We start from the raw sequence: 14,863 nt of genomic DNA, 5'->3' as shown, positions 1-14,863 counted from the left end.
CTCCCTTTTCTGGATTTTAGCCCGTCAGATGAGTAACCCAGCCAGGTAAACGGCTAAGGCCACCGCCAGCTGGTTGGAGAAGTTGTCGTCGGGCGGTAGGTTGTAGAACTCGGCGACGGTTCCAGCTATAGAGCCCACCAGGGCCAGGGGGAGGCCAACGAGGGGCCAGAGTACGGCAACCCCGGCTAGGAAGTAGGCCAGACTGCCCTCGAGGCTCTTGCCGTTGGAGAAGCGGTGTCTCCCGAGGGACTTGCCCACTATGGCCGCCAGGGCATCTCCGACGGTCGCGACCGTTATGGCACCCACCGCCACCTCCATCGGGAAGAAGTACACCACTATGAACGAGGCAGCTGCAAAGTAGATGTGAGCCGCGACACGGTAGCGCTCGTGAGAGCGGGTTATCTCGTCTATGTGCTTTTCCAGAACCTCAACCCTTCCGATGACGTCCTCATCGACGTATATCCTAAGCCTCCTCTTTATGTTGTCCCTGAGCTCCTCTATTATCCTGAAGGGCTCAAGGACGACGAAGAGGAAAAACGAGATGCCTATGAGAGTGAGGGTAAGCTCCCTGCCGAACAGGTGGTAGGAGAGCGGAACGAGAAGGCCGGTCATGTGGAGGGATTTACGCTTCAGCTCGCTTTTCATGCTCACGCTTTATCACCTCCAGGGCCTCTAGGAGGTCTTTAACCACGTAGTCGGCGTGCCTGGCGAGCCTCCTACTGAAATAACCCCTCTGAACCAGTATCGTCGTCGCCCCAATCTCCTTCCCCCCGCGCATGTCGGTGTCATCCCTGTCCCCGACCATGTAAACTTCATCATCTGGGAAGAGCCTGCGGGCAAGCCTGAAATTGTGAGATTCGAGCTTGCTGTGGCCGGTTTCACCGCTTATTATGAGGGCGTCGAAATATTCCTTTATCCCGAGGTACTCCAGCTTCTTCCTCTGCCACTTGGTCGATGAGTCCGTAATGAGAACGAGCCTCGCACCCATAGCTTTGAGACTCCTCAGGAAGGGAACGGCGTCCGGGTAAAGCTTCAGATTGGAGAAGAACACCCTATCAACCAGCTCTGTTATCTCATCCAGCTCGTCCGGGCTGATTTTGGCGTAGACCTTGCTCATCACCCTCTCAATGAGCTTATCGAAGTCGAGGGTGTGGAGTTCCCTCGACTGCTCCAGCTCCCTGTAGCGGGCCGTGAGAATGTAGAAGAACGCCCTAAACTTCCTCCGTCTGAGCAGATAGGGTATCAGGCGGAGAACGCTGTACCTGCCGGCCTCCCAGGTGTTGCAGAGCGTGTCGTCGAGGTCAACGAGCACAAGCATATTACAGAATCCCCACGGGTCGTTTTAACCCTTTGGGTTTGACGCTAAGTTTTAAAAGGTGAAAGGGAAGCCCATACCGTATGGACGGGAAAACGCTGATACTGAGCGGGATGGCGCTTATATTCCTCGGCTTCCTGTTAGTTTTCATTGGAACCCTCGTTTCTGCCCTCGGCGGAGAGGCAGACGTTGAGGGGGGCGGGGTGATAATGATAGGGCCGGTTCCGATAATATTCGGAACAGGCAGGGGGGCCGCTGGAACCGCGGCCGTACTGGCGATAATACTCATGGCGCTCTGGCTGCTTGCGGCCCTGCTGACGAGGGGGGAGTGAAGTGGACTTCCTGGCGGCGCTCGCGATTCTTCTCGTCACCGCAAAGAGCATAGAGTGGCTCTTTGAGAGAGTGGAGGTACACCCCATAATAGCCCACGTCCTCACTGGAATACTCCTGGGGCCCTTCGTCCTCGGAGTTATCGAACCGACGGATGACCTGAGGGTCCTCGCCGAGTTCGGGCTGATAATGATGATGCTCTACATGGGACTCACCAGCAACTTCTCCGCCATAGCCCAGAACACCAAGAAGGCGGTGGTCGTTGCGGCCCTTGGCGTCGCCTTTTCCTTCCTGCTGGGATTCCTCACGGTGGAGGCCTTCGGCAAGGGAACCACGGCAGCGATATTCATAGGCGTCACCCTCGGAAACACCGCAATAGAGGTAACCAGCGGCGTCCTCGTGAAGGAACGTGTTAAGCGGGAGGTCTCATCGATACTCATGGGGGCAGCATTTGCCGACGACATAATGGCGGTTTACCTCATAGGTATAATCACTGCTCTGGCGGGAGGGGGGCTCGACGCGGCTTCCTTTGGAATACTGACGGTCAAGATATTCGCATTCATAGCCGCAACGCTTCTGGTATCGGAGTACATATTCAAGAGGGCCAGATGGTTCTACTCCATCGTCAGGAACCTCAACGTATTCTTCACCTTCACGCTCATCCTGACCTTCACCCTGGCCATAATAGCCCAGTGGGCAGGCCTCAACCAGATAATAGGCGCCTACCTCGCGGGTCTCACCATAAGCCGCCTCCGCGAGAGGAAGGACCCGCTCGTTGTGACGAGGATAAAGCTCAACGAACTCATAAACGACCTCCAGGTCGTTCTCACCGAGTTCTTCATACCCCTGTTCTTCATCTACGTTGGACTGATGTTCAACCCGCCCCTTGCCGACATAAGCCTGGCCCTCATAGCGGCGCTCTACCTCGCGGCGGTGATGGGCAAGCTCATCGGCTGCGGTCTCGGTGCGAGGCTCTTTGGTCTGAACTGGAGAGACTCGATAACGATAGGTATCGGAATGGGCGGCAGGGGAAGTCTCGAGCTGGCCATACTCACGTTCGGCCTCTCCGCGGGCCTCATAGACCAGGTTCTCTTCGCGAGCGTCATAGCGGTCTCCATGCTCACCGCACTGACAACACCGGTGTTCTTCAAGGGCTACCTGAAGAGGGCAAAGGCTTAAATTCGGGGGATAAAACTAGGGGCAGGCTGGTGAGACCATGTTCCCGAAGAAAGGAGCGAGCGAAGAGGAAGTTCTGGCGGAGCTGGAGGAGAAGACGTCGGAGGACCTGACCTTTGATTCAGGCAGGATCCTCGGCTCAATGTGCACCCATCCACATCCATTCGCCGCGGAGGTGGTGCGGCGTTACATAGACAGAAATCTGGGCGACCCCGGGCTGCACGTTGGAAGCCAGAGGGTGGAGAGAGAGGCAATAGCAATGCTGTCCAGCCTTCTTGGCCTCGAAAAGGGCTACGGGAACATAGTCTCAGGGGGGACGGAGGCCAACATTCTCGCCGTGAGGGCGTTCCGCAACCTGGCGGATGTGGAAAGGCCGGAGCTCATACTCCCCAGGAGCGCCCACTTCTCCTTCATCAAGGCCGGCGAGATGCTCGGGGTTAAACTCGTCTGGGCAGACCTGCGGGAGGACCACTCCGTCGACGTAAGGGATGTTGAGGAAAAGATAACCTCCAACACGATAGGCATCGTTGGAATCGCCGGAACCACCGGCCTGGGAGTTGTGGACGACATCCCGGCCCTGAGCGATCTGGCCCTGGAGTATGGCATTCCCCTCCACGTGGATGCCGCCTTTGGAGGTTTTGTCATTCCCTTCGCCAAGGCTCTGGGCTACGATATCCCCGACTTCGATTTCAGGCTGAGGGGCGTCAAGAGCATAACCATAGACCCCCACAAGATGGGGATGGTTCCCATCCCTGCGGGAGGGATAATATTCCGCGAGAAGCGGTTCCTGGAGGCGATAAGCGTTCCCGCGCCGTACCTCGCTGGCGGCAAGGTCTGGCAGGCAACGATAACGGGTACGAGACCCGGAGCACAGGCGCTGGCAGTGTGGGCGATGATAAAGCACCTCGGATTCGAGGGCTACACCGAGATCGTCAAGCGGGCCATGGAGCTGAGCAGGTGGTTCGCGGGCGAGCTCAAGAGGATCCCGGGAGTTCACCTCATCCGTGAGCCGGTTCTCAACATAGTGTCCTTCGGGGCAAAGAATCTGGAAAAGGTCGAGGAGGAGCTTAAGAAGCGCGGCTGGGGTGTCAGCGCCCACCGGGGATACATCAGGATCGTCATGATGCCCCACGTCAGGAGGGAGCATCTAGAGGCGTTTTTGAAGGATTTAAGGGAGGCAGTCGGGGCACGATAACGCGATCCGTGACGGGGGTTCTGCTACTCCGTAACCCCCTTTATGTCCACGTGAACGAAGGCGACCTCAACCTCGGGGAGGCTCTCTATAACCCTCTTCACCTCCTCGCTGACGTCGTGGGCCTCTTTGAGGCTCAGCTCTGGGGGGACCTCTATGTGGAGCTCGACATGCAGTTTGCTGCCGACGTAGTGGGCCCTCAAATCGTGGACGCCGAGAACGTTCGGGACGCCCAGGGCAAGCTCCTTTATTCTCTCACAGACCTCAAAGGGCGGGGCCTGTCCCGTCAGATAGCGGACGTTCTCAAGGATTATCCCTATCGAGACCTTTACAAGAAACGCGGCTACCATCAGGCCGGCAAGGGAATCACCGTACCGGAAGCCGAGTTTTTGGGCTCCGAGACCAACGAGAACCGCAACGCTGCTCAGCGCGTCGCTCCTGTGGTGGTAAGCGTCAGCTACGAGTATCTGACTGTTGAGCTTCCTGCCAACGTGGACTGAATAGCGGAACATGGCCTCCTTGGAGAGAATGGACAGAACCGTGACACCGAGCATTATGGAGTTGATCTCTATTGTTCCACCTTCAATGATTCTGTAAACGGCATCCCTACCTATCTCGTAGGCGACTATGAGGAGCGCCTCACCGATCAGGAAAGCGACCAGAGGTTCAAAGCGGGAATGCCCAAAGGGATGATCCCTATCAGGCGGTTTTGATGAGACCTTCAACCCCACATAGCCTATGATGCTCGTGATAACGTCGCTTAATGAATGGACACCGTCGGATATTAGAGCTATGCTGGAGTAGAGGAAGCCGATTATGAGCTTGAGGACTGCAAGGAGGACGTTGCCGACTATACTCACCCAGATGGGCCTGTATATCTCCTTCATCTTACCACCACAATTTTGTGCATATGCACATGACGTTTAAGGCTTTCGACAGTTCCATTAGGATTCCAAACTTTATTAGGATTTCCAATTTTATTAGGCTAACAAAAAATAAGGGGCGGTCAGTCCGTCACTCCATCATCACGAGCCTCAGGCAAGGCTGAACTCATCATCCCGAAAAAAGTTGAAGATGGACTTTAAAAAATTAATTCAAAAAGCAAGCACGAGCTGACAAAAACGTTATTTATCATTGCCTCCGTAATCTAATGTGGTGGGAGAATGGGAAAGGTAACGGTCGAGCTTAACATTCCCGACGAGATCCTCAGGAGTATTGACATGGCCAGAATAAAACGAATCGTCGAAAGGGAAATAGAAATCGAATACGCGGCCAAGAAACTTCATGGGAGATTTAAAGGAATTGACCTCAGGAAGATCCTCAGAGAGGTAGAGGACGAATGGACGGTTTGAGTGCCTTTGTGGACACAAACGTGATTATAGAACACTTAACGGGCAACCTCGACATTTTAGAGGTAAGGGAGAGGTTTGATGTTCTGTACTCAAATAGCATTGTCTTCAGCAAATCACTCATGGTGTACCTCAGAGCCTTGACAGGGGAAAGGCCGTATACCCTCAAGCACAAACCTGAACTCGTTAGGACTCATCAAACTGAACTCAAGGACTTTTTAAAATTCTTTGAAATTTTCACAGAGCTTGAGATAAACCGAAGCGTCGAGACGCTCGCCGTCGAATATATGGCGAAATACGGCCTACTACCAAACGATGCCCTTATTCTAGCAACTTGCAAGTTTTATGGAGTTAAGTATCTTATTTCCCTTGACAGCGATTTTGCAGAAGCGTGCAGTGGAGAGGGAATAGTTCTACTAAGCTCACTTGAAGAGATCTCAAAAATCACCGAAGAGAGGGAAGAAACTTAAACTGCTCAGCGATCACCTTTCCTTCCTCACCGGTCGGTTCGCCCATCACTCATCATCGCGTTGTGAAATTGTCGAAGAGCCTTAAAACGATTGTCATCTAAAGGCCTTCAAACATTCCCACAAGAAATGGAAATCTTTAAATATTCGAAGCCCTTTTAATTAAATGTCATTAAATATCATTAAAACTGGAGGTGCTGGCGATGGCTGAGGAGAAGAAGTACACCACCGTTTCCATACCAAAGCCCCTCTACGATAAGATAAAGGCCAGGATAGAGGGCACGGGCTTCACTTCGGTTTCGGACTACGTCACCTACGTCCTCCGCGAGGTTCTGGCGAGCCTCGAAGAGGAGGAAAAGGAGGAGGTCTTCACCGAGGAGGAGGAAGAGAAGGTCAAGGAGAGGCTTCGCGCCCTCGGCTACCTCGACTGAGGTCTTTCCTTTTTGAGGTGATACTATGGTCTCAAAGCCGCACGGTGGAAGGCTTGTCAGAAGGCTCGTTGCCGAGAGGACCCGCGAGAGGATTCTGAGCGAGCAGAAAGAATACCCCCGCGTCCAGATCGAGCATGGTCGCGCTATAGACCTCGAGAACATCGCCCACGGCGTTTACTCGCCGCTCAAAGGCTTCCTCACGAGCGACGACTTCGAGAGCGTCCTCGACCACATGCGCCTGAGCGACGACACGCCCTGGACCATTCCGATAGTCCTTGATGTGAGGGAGAAAACTTTCGACGAGGGCGACGCGATACTCCTGTATTACGACGACCTGCCGGTAGCGAGAATGCACGTCGCGGAGATTTACACCTACGACAGGAAGGAATTCGCGGTCAAGGTCTTCAAGACGGACGACCCCAACCACCCCGGCGTCGCCAGGGTAATGGGTATGGGGGACTACCTCATCGGCGGAGAGATAGAGCTCCTCAACGAGCTCCCGAACCCCTTCGCCAAGTACACCCTCAGGCCGGTCGAGACGAGGGTTCTCTTCAAGGAGCGTGGCTGGAAGACCATCGTTGCGTTCCAGACGAGGAATGTTCCCCACCTCGGTCACGAGTACGTGCAGAAAGCGGCACTGACCTTCGTTGATGGTCTCTTCATCAACCCCGTTCTCGGAAGGAAGAAGAAGGGTGACTACCGCGATGAGGTCATAATCAAGGCCTATGAGGCGCTCTTCGAGCACTACTATCCCAAAGATGCGGCAACTTTGGCAACCGTCCGCTACGAGATGCGCTATGCCGGGCCAAGAGAAGCCGTTCACCACGCGATAATGAGGAAGAACTTCGGTGCGACGCACTTCATCGTGGGAAGGGACCATGCAGGCGTTGGAGACTACTACGGACCCTACGAGGCATGGGATCTCTTCGGAGAGTTCCCTGACCTGGGAATAACTCCGATGTTCATCCGCGAGTCCTTCTACTGCAGGAAGTGCGGAGGCATGGTCAACGCGAAGATATGCCCCCACAGCAAAGAGTTCCACGTCCACATAAGCGGCACCAAGCTCAGGAAGATGATAATGACCGGTGAAAAGCCGCCGGAGTACATGATGAGGCCTGAGGTCTTTGAGGTCGTGAGGAGCTTCGAGAACCCGTTCGTTGAGTGACTTTCCATTATTTTTGCGAGGTGAGTTAGGTGAACCTAATCGTCCACCACTGGGACACCGATGGGATAACCTCGGCGGCGCTTCTCATAAGGGCACTGAAGATGGAAGGGTTCACCAACATGACGGCACCGATAGGTGAGTTCCGCTTCGACGGGAGGATATGGGAGGCCATTGAGAGGGCCGAAAGACTCTACGTACTGGATTTCAACGTCCCGGGCGAGGTCGAGAAGGTTAAGATCCCGACCCTCTTCATCGACCACCACACCCAGCCGAGAATCGGGAATTCGCTCGTCGAGCAGGTAAACCCTTCGCTGGAAGGGGAGTACTGGCCGGCTAACTCCTTCGTCGTCTCGGAGCACTTCGGAATATGGAACGCCTGGAGCGCCCTCGGCGTCGTTGGGGATGTGGGCGAGAAGGCCTTCGAGCTGGAGAGGGTCAGAAAGCTCCTGGAAAGTGAGGGAATCTCGCGGAAAGAGGCTTTAAGGCTCGTCGAGCTCATCGACTCCAACTATATCGCCATGGACCGGGAGGCGGTTGAGGGAGCTGTTAAAGTGCTTTTGAACTATCCCGTTATGGAGCTCCTCGAATACGAGCCGTGGGTGAAGAAGGCGGAAGCCATAAAGGAGGCCATCGAGGGGGCGGTTTCAAACGCCGAGGAGCGGAACGGCTTCGCCATTGTTCACTTCGAGAGCCCCTTCAACATTATCTCAAAGGTTGCCAGAAAGCTCGTCTGGGAGCTCGGTTACAGGGGCGCAGTAGCTATCAACGGGAACTTCCACGGAAAGGCACAGCTTTACTTCAGGATTTCCGGCGAGGAAGCGGGGAGGATAAACATGGCCGAGGTCATCGAACGCATTAAATCCCTCGGAACCAACGCCGGCGGCAAGAGGGAAGTCCTCGGCTGCGTCTGCGAGAGGGATAAAATCGAAGACGCACTCAAGATCGTTGAAGAATACCTGAGGTGAGGAGAATGGAGTTTGAAAGGAAAGTTAAGGAGGGAATGGAGCGGACGAAGAAAGTCCTCGTCATAGGCCTCGACTCCGCCCCGCCGGAGCTGCTGTTCAACCGCTTCATCGACGACATGCCCAACGTGAAGAAGCTCCTCGAAAAATCCGTCTACGGTCCGATGCAGACCGGCATTCCGGCGATAACCATCCCCATGTGGATGGTGATGGTTACTGGAAAAACGCCGGGTGAGCTCGGCCTCTACGGCTTCAGGCACAGGACCGGCTATTCCTACACCGACTACTGGATAGCCCACAGCAGGAAGGTGAGAGAAAAGACGCTCTGGGACTACCTCGGCGAGCGCGGAAAGAAGTCGATAATAGTGGGCGTTCCTCCGACATACCCGCCGAAGCCGATCAACGGCCACCTCGTGAGCTGCTTCATAACGCCAGATGCAAGCGTGGACTACACGTACCCGAAGGAGCTGAAGGACGAGATTGAGAGGCTTGTTGGGGAGTACATCTTCGACGTCCCATTCAGGAGAGAAGCCAAGGACGAGGTCAAGGAAGGCATCTGGGAGATGACGGAGAAGAGGTTCGAGGTAATACGCTACCTCATCCAGGAGAAGGAGTGGGACTACTTCCACTTCGTTGAGATTGGCCTCGACAGGCTCCACCATGCATTCTGGCGCTACTTTGATGAAAACCACCACCTCTACCCGGGTAAGGGGAACAGGTACGAGAACGTCATCCCTGACTACTACAGACTCCTTGACAGGGAGATAGGAGAGACCCTCAAGCTCATAGACCTCGACGAGACCGCTGTCTTCATCGTCTCCGACCACGGGATAAAGGCCATGCACGGCAACTTCGCGGTCAACCAGTGGCTGGCCGAGGAGGGCCTGCTGAAGGTGAAGAACCCCGAGGTTCTCCACGACGGAAAGGTCAAGCGCTTTGAGAGCCTTGAGGTCGACTGGAAGGAAACCACCGCCTGGGGCTGGGGCGGCTACTACTCAAGGGTCTTCCTCAACGTCCTCGGCAGGGAGAAGGAAGGAAAGATACCGCTGTCCAGGTTCGAGAAGGTAAGGGACGAGGTTGCCGAGCAGATAAAGTCAATACGCGGCCCGAACGGCGAGAGGTGGGACACGAAGGTGTTCTACCCCGAGGACATCTACCCGGTGACAAAGGGAAGCAAGCCGGACATAATGGTCTACTTCGACAACCTCAACTGGCGCGCGGCGGGAACCGTCGGCCACCCGAGCAACTACCTGCCCGAGAACGACACCGGGCCGGACGATGCGAACCACTCCGAGTTCGGAGTGTTCTCGATGTATCTGCCCGGCTTTGACGAGAGCAGGGCAACGCAGCTGACCATCTATGACTTTGCCCCAACCATGCTCAGACTCTTCGGGGTAGAGGAGCCTCTCGCCAGTATGCACGGGAGGAGTATCCTCTGACTTTCAATCTTTCACCCTCCAATCAACCGCTGAAACGAGGTGGTAGAATGAACGAGCTGAAGAACCTTGAAAAAGGATTCACCATCTGGCTCACGGGGCCGAGCGGTGCTGGAAAGACGACTCTGGCTGTAAAGCTCGCGAGGAAGCTCAGGGAGATGGGCTACCGCGTTGAGATACTCGACGGGGACACGATAAGGAAAACCCTCTATCCGAACCTCGGATTTTCCAAGGAAGCCAGGGAGATGCACAACCGCGTTGTTATCCACATGGCCAAACTCCTCAGCAGGAACGGGGTAATAGCAATAGTCTCGCTGATCTCGCCCTACAGGGCCGTCAGGGAGTACGCGAGGAAGGAGATAGGAAACTTCATGGAGGTCTACGTCTACGCTCCCCTCGAGGTGAGGATCCAGCGCGACCCCAAGGGGCTTTACGCCAAAGCCCTTAGGGGAGAGATAAAGGGCCTGACCGGCTACGATGGAATTTACGAGGAGCCTGAAAATCCCGAGGTAAAGGTGGACAGCTCGAAGATGACGCCGGAGGAAGAGGTCGAGGCGGTAATAGAGAAGGCCAGGGAGCTTGGTTACCTACCGTGAACGGGGGGTAAAGCCTTGAATCCGCCGACCTTCGTAGGACTGGGCCTCCTCGTCGGCTTTCTCGTGGGCCTCACGGGGGTCGGCGGCGGGGCTTTAATGACCCCTTCCCTAATCTTCCTCGGTGTTGAACCCCTAACCGCCGTCGGAACAGACCTGCTCTACGCCACCGTCACTAGGGTCTTCGGCGTTTTCTTCCACGGAAGAAAGGGCAGGATAAGGTATGACATAGCAACGAGGCTCTTCGCCGGTAGCGTTCCTGCGATAGTTCTCGGCAGGATAATCCTCAGGGAGATGGACCGGAACACCCTCAACGACCACCTTACCGTGCTCTTGGGGGCAATACTCGTTGTCAGCGCGGTTCTAAGCCTTCTCAAGGGCGAATTCCGCGTTCCGGTGAGGCCAAGGTGGGCCTACGTTTACCTCCTCGGCTTCATAGTTGGGCTGACCGTTCAGTTCACCTCCGTCGGTGCAGGGGTCATCGTCAGCTTCGCCCTCATGAACGTCGCCAAGCTCAACCCGAGGGACGTCGTTGGGGTGACGATAACCTACGGCCTGGCTCTGTCGGCGTTCAGCTTCATAAACTACGCGGGCATGGGCAGTGCGGACTACCAGCTGGCGGGGGCCCTTATCCTGGGAGCCATCCCAGGGGTGTATCTCGGCACCCACGTCAACCAAAGGGCGGACAGGGAGAAGCTTAAAAGGGCCATGAACGTGATAATCCTGCTGATTGGACTGTTCACACTGCTAGGCGGGTGAAGGGGTTGGGCGATACGGGAAACGCGCTCCATAAAGTCGCCAGGGGTATGGGGATAGTCCTCGCCGGGACCATAGCCTCGATGTTCCTGACGTTTCTAAGCAGGGCCATCATAGCGAGGCACTTCGATAGGTATCAGTACGGCTCCTTCACCCTGACGATGACGGTACTCAGCATAGCTATGACTGTGGCTCTCCTCGGCCTCCAGAGCGGCCTCCCCAGGGAGATATCTCACCACCTGAGGGAGAGAAAGGGCAAGATTCCGGTTCTCGTTTCCACGGGGCTCACTATGGCTCTGGTCGCCTCGATGGTGATGACGGCCGCGACGGTTCTCCTGGCGCCTTACATCGCCCCCCTCCTGAACGATAGGTACCTAGATACGACCCTCCCCCTGGCGGCCCCCGCACTCCCTTTCATGGTGCTCACGATGCTCCTCATCGCCGTTTCGAGGGGGCACGGCAGGGTGAGGGAGAACCTCTATTACAGAAACCTCCTGCCGCCCCTGCTGTTTTTGATAATCCTCACGGCGGGACTGCTGGCCGGGGCGGGCTACACCTTCATCTTCATCGCATACGTGACGGCCCAGGTGCTCTCCTCGGCCCTTCTCGTCCGCGAGTCCCTTCGTCTCGGCCTGCTCCCGAGGAGGCTCTACCTGAGCAGGGAGCTCGCAAGGGAACTGTTCCTGTTCTCCCTCCCACTAATGCTCACCGGAATCCTCGATTACGTGATGGGCTGGACGGATTCTCTGATGCTCGGCTACTACTTCGATCCCGACACAGTTGGCCTCTACAACGGCGCGGCGCCGATAGCGAGGCTTTTACCGCTGTTCCTAAACTCGATGGGCTTCCTCTACATGCCCATAGCAACGGCCTTCTTCACCGGTGGTGACATCGATGGGCTTAGGAAGCTGTACCGCACAACCACCAGGTGGGTCTTCATTCTCACGTTCCCAGTGTTCTTCTTCGTCTTTGTCTTTCCCGAGAGCGCCATCAACCTGTTCTTCGGATCCAAGTACACAGATGCCGCCACCGCCCTCAGGATACTCTCGGCAGGCTTCATGTTCCACGTGATGATGGGCCTCAACGGAATGAGCCTAATATCCGTTGGCGAGCCCTCCGCCAACCTGACCGGTAACCTCTTCGCATCGGCCGCCAACGTGGCCCTAAACATCGTCCTCATACCCATCTACGGCATAGAGGGTGCAGCGGTGGCGACTTCCGTGTCGTACGTCACCGCCAACCTGTACAGAACCTGGTGGCTCCACAGGAAGACGGGGATACATCCGTTTGGAGGAAATTACCTCAAAACACTCCTTCCAGGTCTCGGGTTGGTAGGGGTGACCGCACTCCTGGGGATTAACGGGGGCCTTCTTATCGCAGTGGCAGTGACCCTCGTCGTTTATGCGGGCTATGCCATCCTGATACTCCTGCTTAGAACGGCCGAAAAGGAGGACATCGAGCTTCTCGATGCCATTGAAGCCAGGACGGGGGTAAGCCTTGGACCGGTCAAGAGACTCCTCTCCCGCTTCCTTTCAGATGAGTGAGGCGCCTCCTGTGGGAAGCGGACAGTATGAGGATTATCCAACGGCCACGCCCCACCTAGCCAGCGCGTCGTAATCCGGTTCAGGCTCGGTGGTGTAGAAGTCCAGGCCGAACCACGAGGCCACCTCGAGTATCTCCTTAACCTGTCTCTCGCTCAGCTTCTCGCGCCACTTGAGGAGCTGTTTGGGGGTTCCTATGTACTCCTTTCCGTAGCTCCTCCTCGTGACCATGCTTGGCCTGCCGACCCGCTCCCAGGCCGCCCCGGGAACCTCTTCCCCGACGTGGGCAAAGAGGGCCGGGAGTTCCTCCTCGGGCTCGCTCACGAGCCTCTCGTAGACCACGGTGTACCAGGCCTTCTCCTTCGATGCAAGGGAAACGTAGTTCTCAAAGGCCCAAACCGCGGCGAGGCGGCCTATCTCAGTGTTCAAGTCGGCAACGCGCCCGGCCAGTTCCTCCAGGCCCTCCACCTTGCGCACCTCATTGGCCAGCTGTTCCGGGGTTATCCTTGAATAGTAGCCCGTTGCAATCTGGGACGCTATGGTGGCGCAGGGGTGGCGGATTATGAAGTAGGTAGCCCGCAGATTGAACGTGTTTGCTATCCATGGAAGCATTGTGTTTGCCCTGACAAACTTAACAATGAGCTTGGATGCCTTGAAACGGCGGGTTATGGTCCCCAATCTAAGATACTGCCTGTGGGGGAATTGGGCTCCCACCCGACCGGTAAAAACCTTCTCCAAATATGCCCTCAGCTTCGGGTAATCCTCCGATGTGGGAACGTAGGGGTCGTAGGGTATGCCAAGCTTCCTGAACTCGGGATACCATGAGGGGTGAAATGGCTCGAAGACGGATTTGTATTCTGGAAGGGACTCCAGAAGCTCCATGAGCCACGTGGAGCCAGAACGGGGAGTTCCAGAGATTACTATGGTGTCCTCGATTCTAAAATCGTGTAGGCGTGCGGTGATTAAATCAAGGGCATAATTGATTCTAGAAGCAAGGAACGAGAGCGGTCCCATCAGCTTTCTCCCTCCGATGACACTCGAAACATACGTTAACGTGGGCTACTTAAATAGTTTGCGACATCCGCTTAGCTATCTTTTTAAATCGTTCCAGGGTTCTCATTTTGATAGTGATGTCCATGTCCGTATCAGTTATCATATCAACACTCTACAAACGTCCCAGAGAGTTCAAAGAGTGCCTTGAGTCCATAATTGAACAGACAGTTCATCCTACGGAGATTATCATCCTCAACGGCAGCTTCGATGGCTCGTGGGAGAATGTGAAGGAGGAGTTCGATGACATCTTCAAGAAAATGCGAGACGCCGGAATCGCCGTGAAGCATATTACCTCCCTTGGTGCCAGCCTGCCCCATGCCAGAAACACGGGAGCAAAGCTCGGAAAGGGGGAGATACTCCTCTTCCTAGACGACGACGTCGTTCTTGAGAGAGACTACATAAAGAACCTCCTCAAAGTGTATGAGGAGCACCCCAACGCCATGGGCGTCCAGGGGTTCATAACCAACAGGGTCAGCGGGAACAACCCCCTCATCAGGTTCGGTTTTCTGAAGTTCATCTGGTGGCTCCTCCAGCGCGGCTACTACGAGGTGGACGAGCACAGACAGCTCGTTTCCCTCTTCGAGGTCCTTCCCTACAGGCTCACGAGGACGATAAACCGGGAGAGCTTCAGCGGAACGAACATGTCCTACCGGAAGGAAGTCTTTAAAAGCCTCGAATTCGACGAGCGCCTCAAGAGGTACGCAATAGGGGAGGACAAGGACTTCTCCTACAGGCTCCACAAGCTCTTCCCGGGCTCACTCTACCAGACTCCTCATGCGAGGCTCGTGCATCAGGAAGCCCCGGCGGGAAGGCTCCCATCAAAGCAGTTCGAGACCATGAAGCAGGTCTATCACCTCTATCTGTTCTACAAGCTCTTCGAGCAGAACGCTAGAAACAAGACCGTCTACGTTCTTGGCAGGATTGGAGACCTCCTGCTTCACTCCATACTCTTCATGACTTCCGGCTTCAAGAAGGAGAAAGCCCTCAAAGTCACCTACATGATTGAAGCCATGTGGCTCGCCCTCTCAAACCGAAACAGGATTAAGAAGGGAGAAGTAAACTTCTGGACGAGGGAGATGCAAAAAATAACATGATGG

At 55.4% G+C, this 14,863-nt stretch carries 17 protein-coding genes; 13 read left to right on the top strand and 4 right to left on the bottom strand.

Features of this window, described 5'->3' with window-relative positions; genetic code table 11:
* Positions 1-24: 24 nt before the first annotated feature.
* Both TIRI35C_RS00150 and TIRI35C_RS00145 read right to left on the bottom strand, forming a co-directional pair.
* Positions 25-651 (bottom strand): diacylglycerol/polyprenol kinase family protein, encoded by a 627-nt coding sequence (locus TIRI35C_RS00150; protein ID WP_188201288.1) that lies wholly within the window; start codon positions 649-651, stop codon positions 25-27.
* Complete coding sequence (locus tag TIRI35C_RS00145) at positions 623-1,318, bottom strand: HAD family hydrolase (RefSeq protein WP_188201287.1); 696 nt, start codon at positions 1,316-1,318, stop codon at positions 623-625. Before TIRI35C_RS00145 ends, TIRI35C_RS00150 begins: the two co-directional genes overlap by 29 nt.
* 80 nt (positions 1,319-1,398) lie before the next feature.
* Between TIRI35C_RS00145 and TIRI35C_RS00140 the strand changes: the two genes are divergently transcribed.
* From TIRI35C_RS00140 to mfnA, 3 genes are read left to right on the top strand one after another with little or no spacing between them, the layout of a single operon-like run.
* On the top strand, positions 1,399-1,647 hold the full coding sequence (locus tag TIRI35C_RS00140; protein WP_188201286.1) for a TIGR00304 family membrane protein: 249 nt from the start codon (positions 1,399-1,401) through the stop codon (positions 1,645-1,647).
* Position 1,648: 1 nt separating this feature from the next.
* Positions 1,649-2,824 carry a cation:proton antiporter gene (locus tag TIRI35C_RS00135; protein ID WP_188201285.1) on the top strand — a complete coding sequence of 392 codons (1,176 nt, stop codon included), beginning with the start codon at positions 1,649-1,651 and terminating at the stop codon, positions 2,822-2,824.
* Positions 2,825-2,861: 37 nt separating this feature from the next.
* Positions 2,862-4,016, top strand: a complete 1,155-nt coding sequence (mfnA, locus tag TIRI35C_RS00130; protein ID WP_188201284.1) for a tyrosine decarboxylase MfnA — start codon at positions 2,862-2,864, stop codon at positions 4,014-4,016.
* A gap of 23 nt (positions 4,017-4,039) precedes the next feature.
* Here mfnA and TIRI35C_RS00125 read toward each other — a convergent pair whose 3' ends face one another.
* Positions 4,040-4,900, bottom strand: coding sequence for a cation diffusion facilitator family transporter (locus TIRI35C_RS00125; protein ID WP_188201283.1), 861 nt, complete (start codon positions 4,898-4,900; stop codon positions 4,040-4,042).
* A gap of 276 nt (positions 4,901-5,176) precedes the next feature.
* Between TIRI35C_RS00125 and TIRI35C_RS00120 the strand changes: the two genes are divergently transcribed.
* From TIRI35C_RS00120 to TIRI35C_RS00080, 9 genes are all read left to right on the top strand, one after another.
* Positions 5,177-5,365 (top strand): hypothetical protein, encoded by a 189-nt coding sequence (locus tag TIRI35C_RS00120; protein WP_188201282.1) that lies wholly within the window; start codon positions 5,177-5,179, stop codon positions 5,363-5,365.
* The gene (locus TIRI35C_RS00115) at positions 5,353-5,832 is read left to right on the top strand and encodes a type II toxin-antitoxin system VapC family toxin (RefSeq protein WP_188201281.1); all 480 of its coding nucleotides are present in this window, start codon (positions 5,353-5,355) and stop codon (positions 5,830-5,832) included. Before TIRI35C_RS00120 ends, TIRI35C_RS00115 begins: the two co-directional genes overlap by 13 nt.
* A 200-nt stretch (positions 5,833-6,032) precedes the next feature.
* Positions 6,033-6,260 (top strand): ribbon-helix-helix domain-containing protein, encoded by a 228-nt coding sequence (locus TIRI35C_RS00110; protein ID WP_014788819.1) that lies wholly within the window; start codon positions 6,033-6,035, stop codon positions 6,258-6,260.
* Positions 6,261-6,285: 25 nt separating this feature from the next.
* Positions 6,286-7,425 carry a sulfate adenylyltransferase gene (sat, locus tag TIRI35C_RS00105; RefSeq protein ID WP_188201280.1) on the top strand — a complete coding sequence of 380 codons (1,140 nt, stop codon included), beginning with the start codon at positions 6,286-6,288 and terminating at the stop codon, positions 7,423-7,425.
* A 29-nt stretch (positions 7,426-7,454) separates the two neighbouring features.
* The gene (locus TIRI35C_RS00100; protein WP_188201279.1) at positions 7,455-8,390 is read left to right on the top strand and encodes a DHH family phosphoesterase; all 936 of its coding nucleotides are present in this window, start codon (positions 7,455-7,457) and stop codon (positions 8,388-8,390) included.
* A 5-nt stretch (positions 8,391-8,395) separates the two neighbouring features.
* The gene (locus TIRI35C_RS00095; protein WP_188201278.1) at positions 8,396-9,826 is read left to right on the top strand and encodes an alkaline phosphatase family protein; all 1,431 of its coding nucleotides are present in this window, start codon (positions 8,396-8,398) and stop codon (positions 9,824-9,826) included.
* 47 nt (positions 9,827-9,873) lie between these two features.
* Positions 9,874-10,419 (top strand): adenylyl-sulfate kinase, encoded by a 546-nt coding sequence (cysC, locus tag TIRI35C_RS00090; protein WP_188201277.1) that lies wholly within the window; start codon positions 9,874-9,876, stop codon positions 10,417-10,419.
* 15 nt (positions 10,420-10,434) lie between these two features.
* The gene (locus tag TIRI35C_RS00085) at positions 10,435-11,175 is read left to right on the top strand and encodes a sulfite exporter TauE/SafE family protein (RefSeq protein WP_188201276.1); all 741 of its coding nucleotides are present in this window, start codon (positions 10,435-10,437) and stop codon (positions 11,173-11,175) included.
* A complete protein-coding gene (locus TIRI35C_RS00080) occupies positions 11,172-12,716 on the top strand; it encodes a flippase (RefSeq protein ID WP_394354740.1) in 1,545 nt (514 codons plus the stop codon). The genes TIRI35C_RS00085 and TIRI35C_RS00080 overlap by 4 nt, the downstream gene beginning before the upstream one ends.
* 33 nt (positions 12,717-12,749) lie before the next feature.
* On the opposite strand, the gene TIRI35C_RS00075 is transcribed toward TIRI35C_RS00080, so the two are convergent.
* The gene (locus TIRI35C_RS00075) at positions 12,750-13,727 is read right to left on the bottom strand and encodes a sulfotransferase (protein WP_188201274.1); all 978 of its coding nucleotides are present in this window, start codon (positions 13,725-13,727) and stop codon (positions 12,750-12,752) included.
* Between the two features lie 116 nt (positions 13,728-13,843).
* On the opposite strand from TIRI35C_RS00075, the gene TIRI35C_RS00070 reads away from it, so the two are divergent.
* Positions 13,844-14,860, top strand: coding sequence for a glycosyltransferase family 2 protein (locus tag TIRI35C_RS00070; RefSeq protein ID WP_188201273.1), 1,017 nt, complete (start codon positions 13,844-13,846; stop codon positions 14,858-14,860).
* Positions 14,861-14,863: the final 3 nt, after the last annotated feature.

This window comes from Thermococcus camini, from assembly GCF_904067545.1.
Classification (GTDB): domain Archaea; phylum Methanobacteriota_B; class Thermococci; order Thermococcales; family Thermococcaceae; genus Thermococcus; species Thermococcus camini.
This window is presented reverse-complemented; position numbering and strand designations above follow the sequence as displayed.

Bases quoted from the DNA above. Each gene is read 5' to 3' on its own strand.
- TIRI35C_RS00145 (WP_188201287.1), bottom strand. From the start codon at position 1,318: ATGCTTGTGCTCGTTGACCTCGACGACACGCTCTGCAACACCTGGGAG.
- TIRI35C_RS00140 (WP_188201286.1), top strand. From the start codon at position 1,399: ATGGACGGGAAAACGCTGATACTGAGCGGGATGGCGCTTATATTCCTC.
- mfnA (WP_188201284.1), top strand. From the start codon at position 2,862: ATGTTCCCGAAGAAAGGAGCGAGCGAAGAGGAAGTTCTGGCGGAGCTG.
- TIRI35C_RS00125 (WP_188201283.1), bottom strand. From the start codon at position 4,900: ATGAAGGAGATATACAGGCCCATCTGGGTGAGTATAGTCGGCAACGTC.
- TIRI35C_RS00120 (WP_188201282.1), top strand. From the start codon at position 5,177: ATGGGAAAGGTAACGGTCGAGCTTAACATTCCCGACGAGATCCTCAGG.
- TIRI35C_RS00115 (WP_188201281.1), top strand. From the start codon at position 5,353: ATGGACGGTTTGAGTGCCTTTGTGGACACAAACGTGATTATAGAACAC.
- TIRI35C_RS00110 (WP_014788819.1), top strand. From the start codon at position 6,033: ATGGCTGAGGAGAAGAAGTACACCACCGTTTCCATACCAAAGCCCCTC.
- sat (WP_188201280.1), top strand. From the start codon at position 6,286: ATGGTCTCAAAGCCGCACGGTGGAAGGCTTGTCAGAAGGCTCGTTGCC.
- TIRI35C_RS00095 (WP_188201278.1), top strand. From the start codon at position 8,396: ATGGAGTTTGAAAGGAAAGTTAAGGAGGGAATGGAGCGGACGAAGAAA.
- cysC (WP_188201277.1), top strand. From the start codon at position 9,874: ATGAACGAGCTGAAGAACCTTGAAAAAGGATTCACCATCTGGCTCACG.
- TIRI35C_RS00075 (WP_188201274.1), bottom strand. From the start codon at position 13,727: ATGGGACCGCTCTCGTTCCTTGCTTCTAGAATCAATTATGCCCTTGAT.
- TIRI35C_RS00070 (WP_188201273.1), top strand. From the start codon at position 13,844: ATGTCCATGTCCGTATCAGTTATCATATCAACACTCTACAAACGTCCC.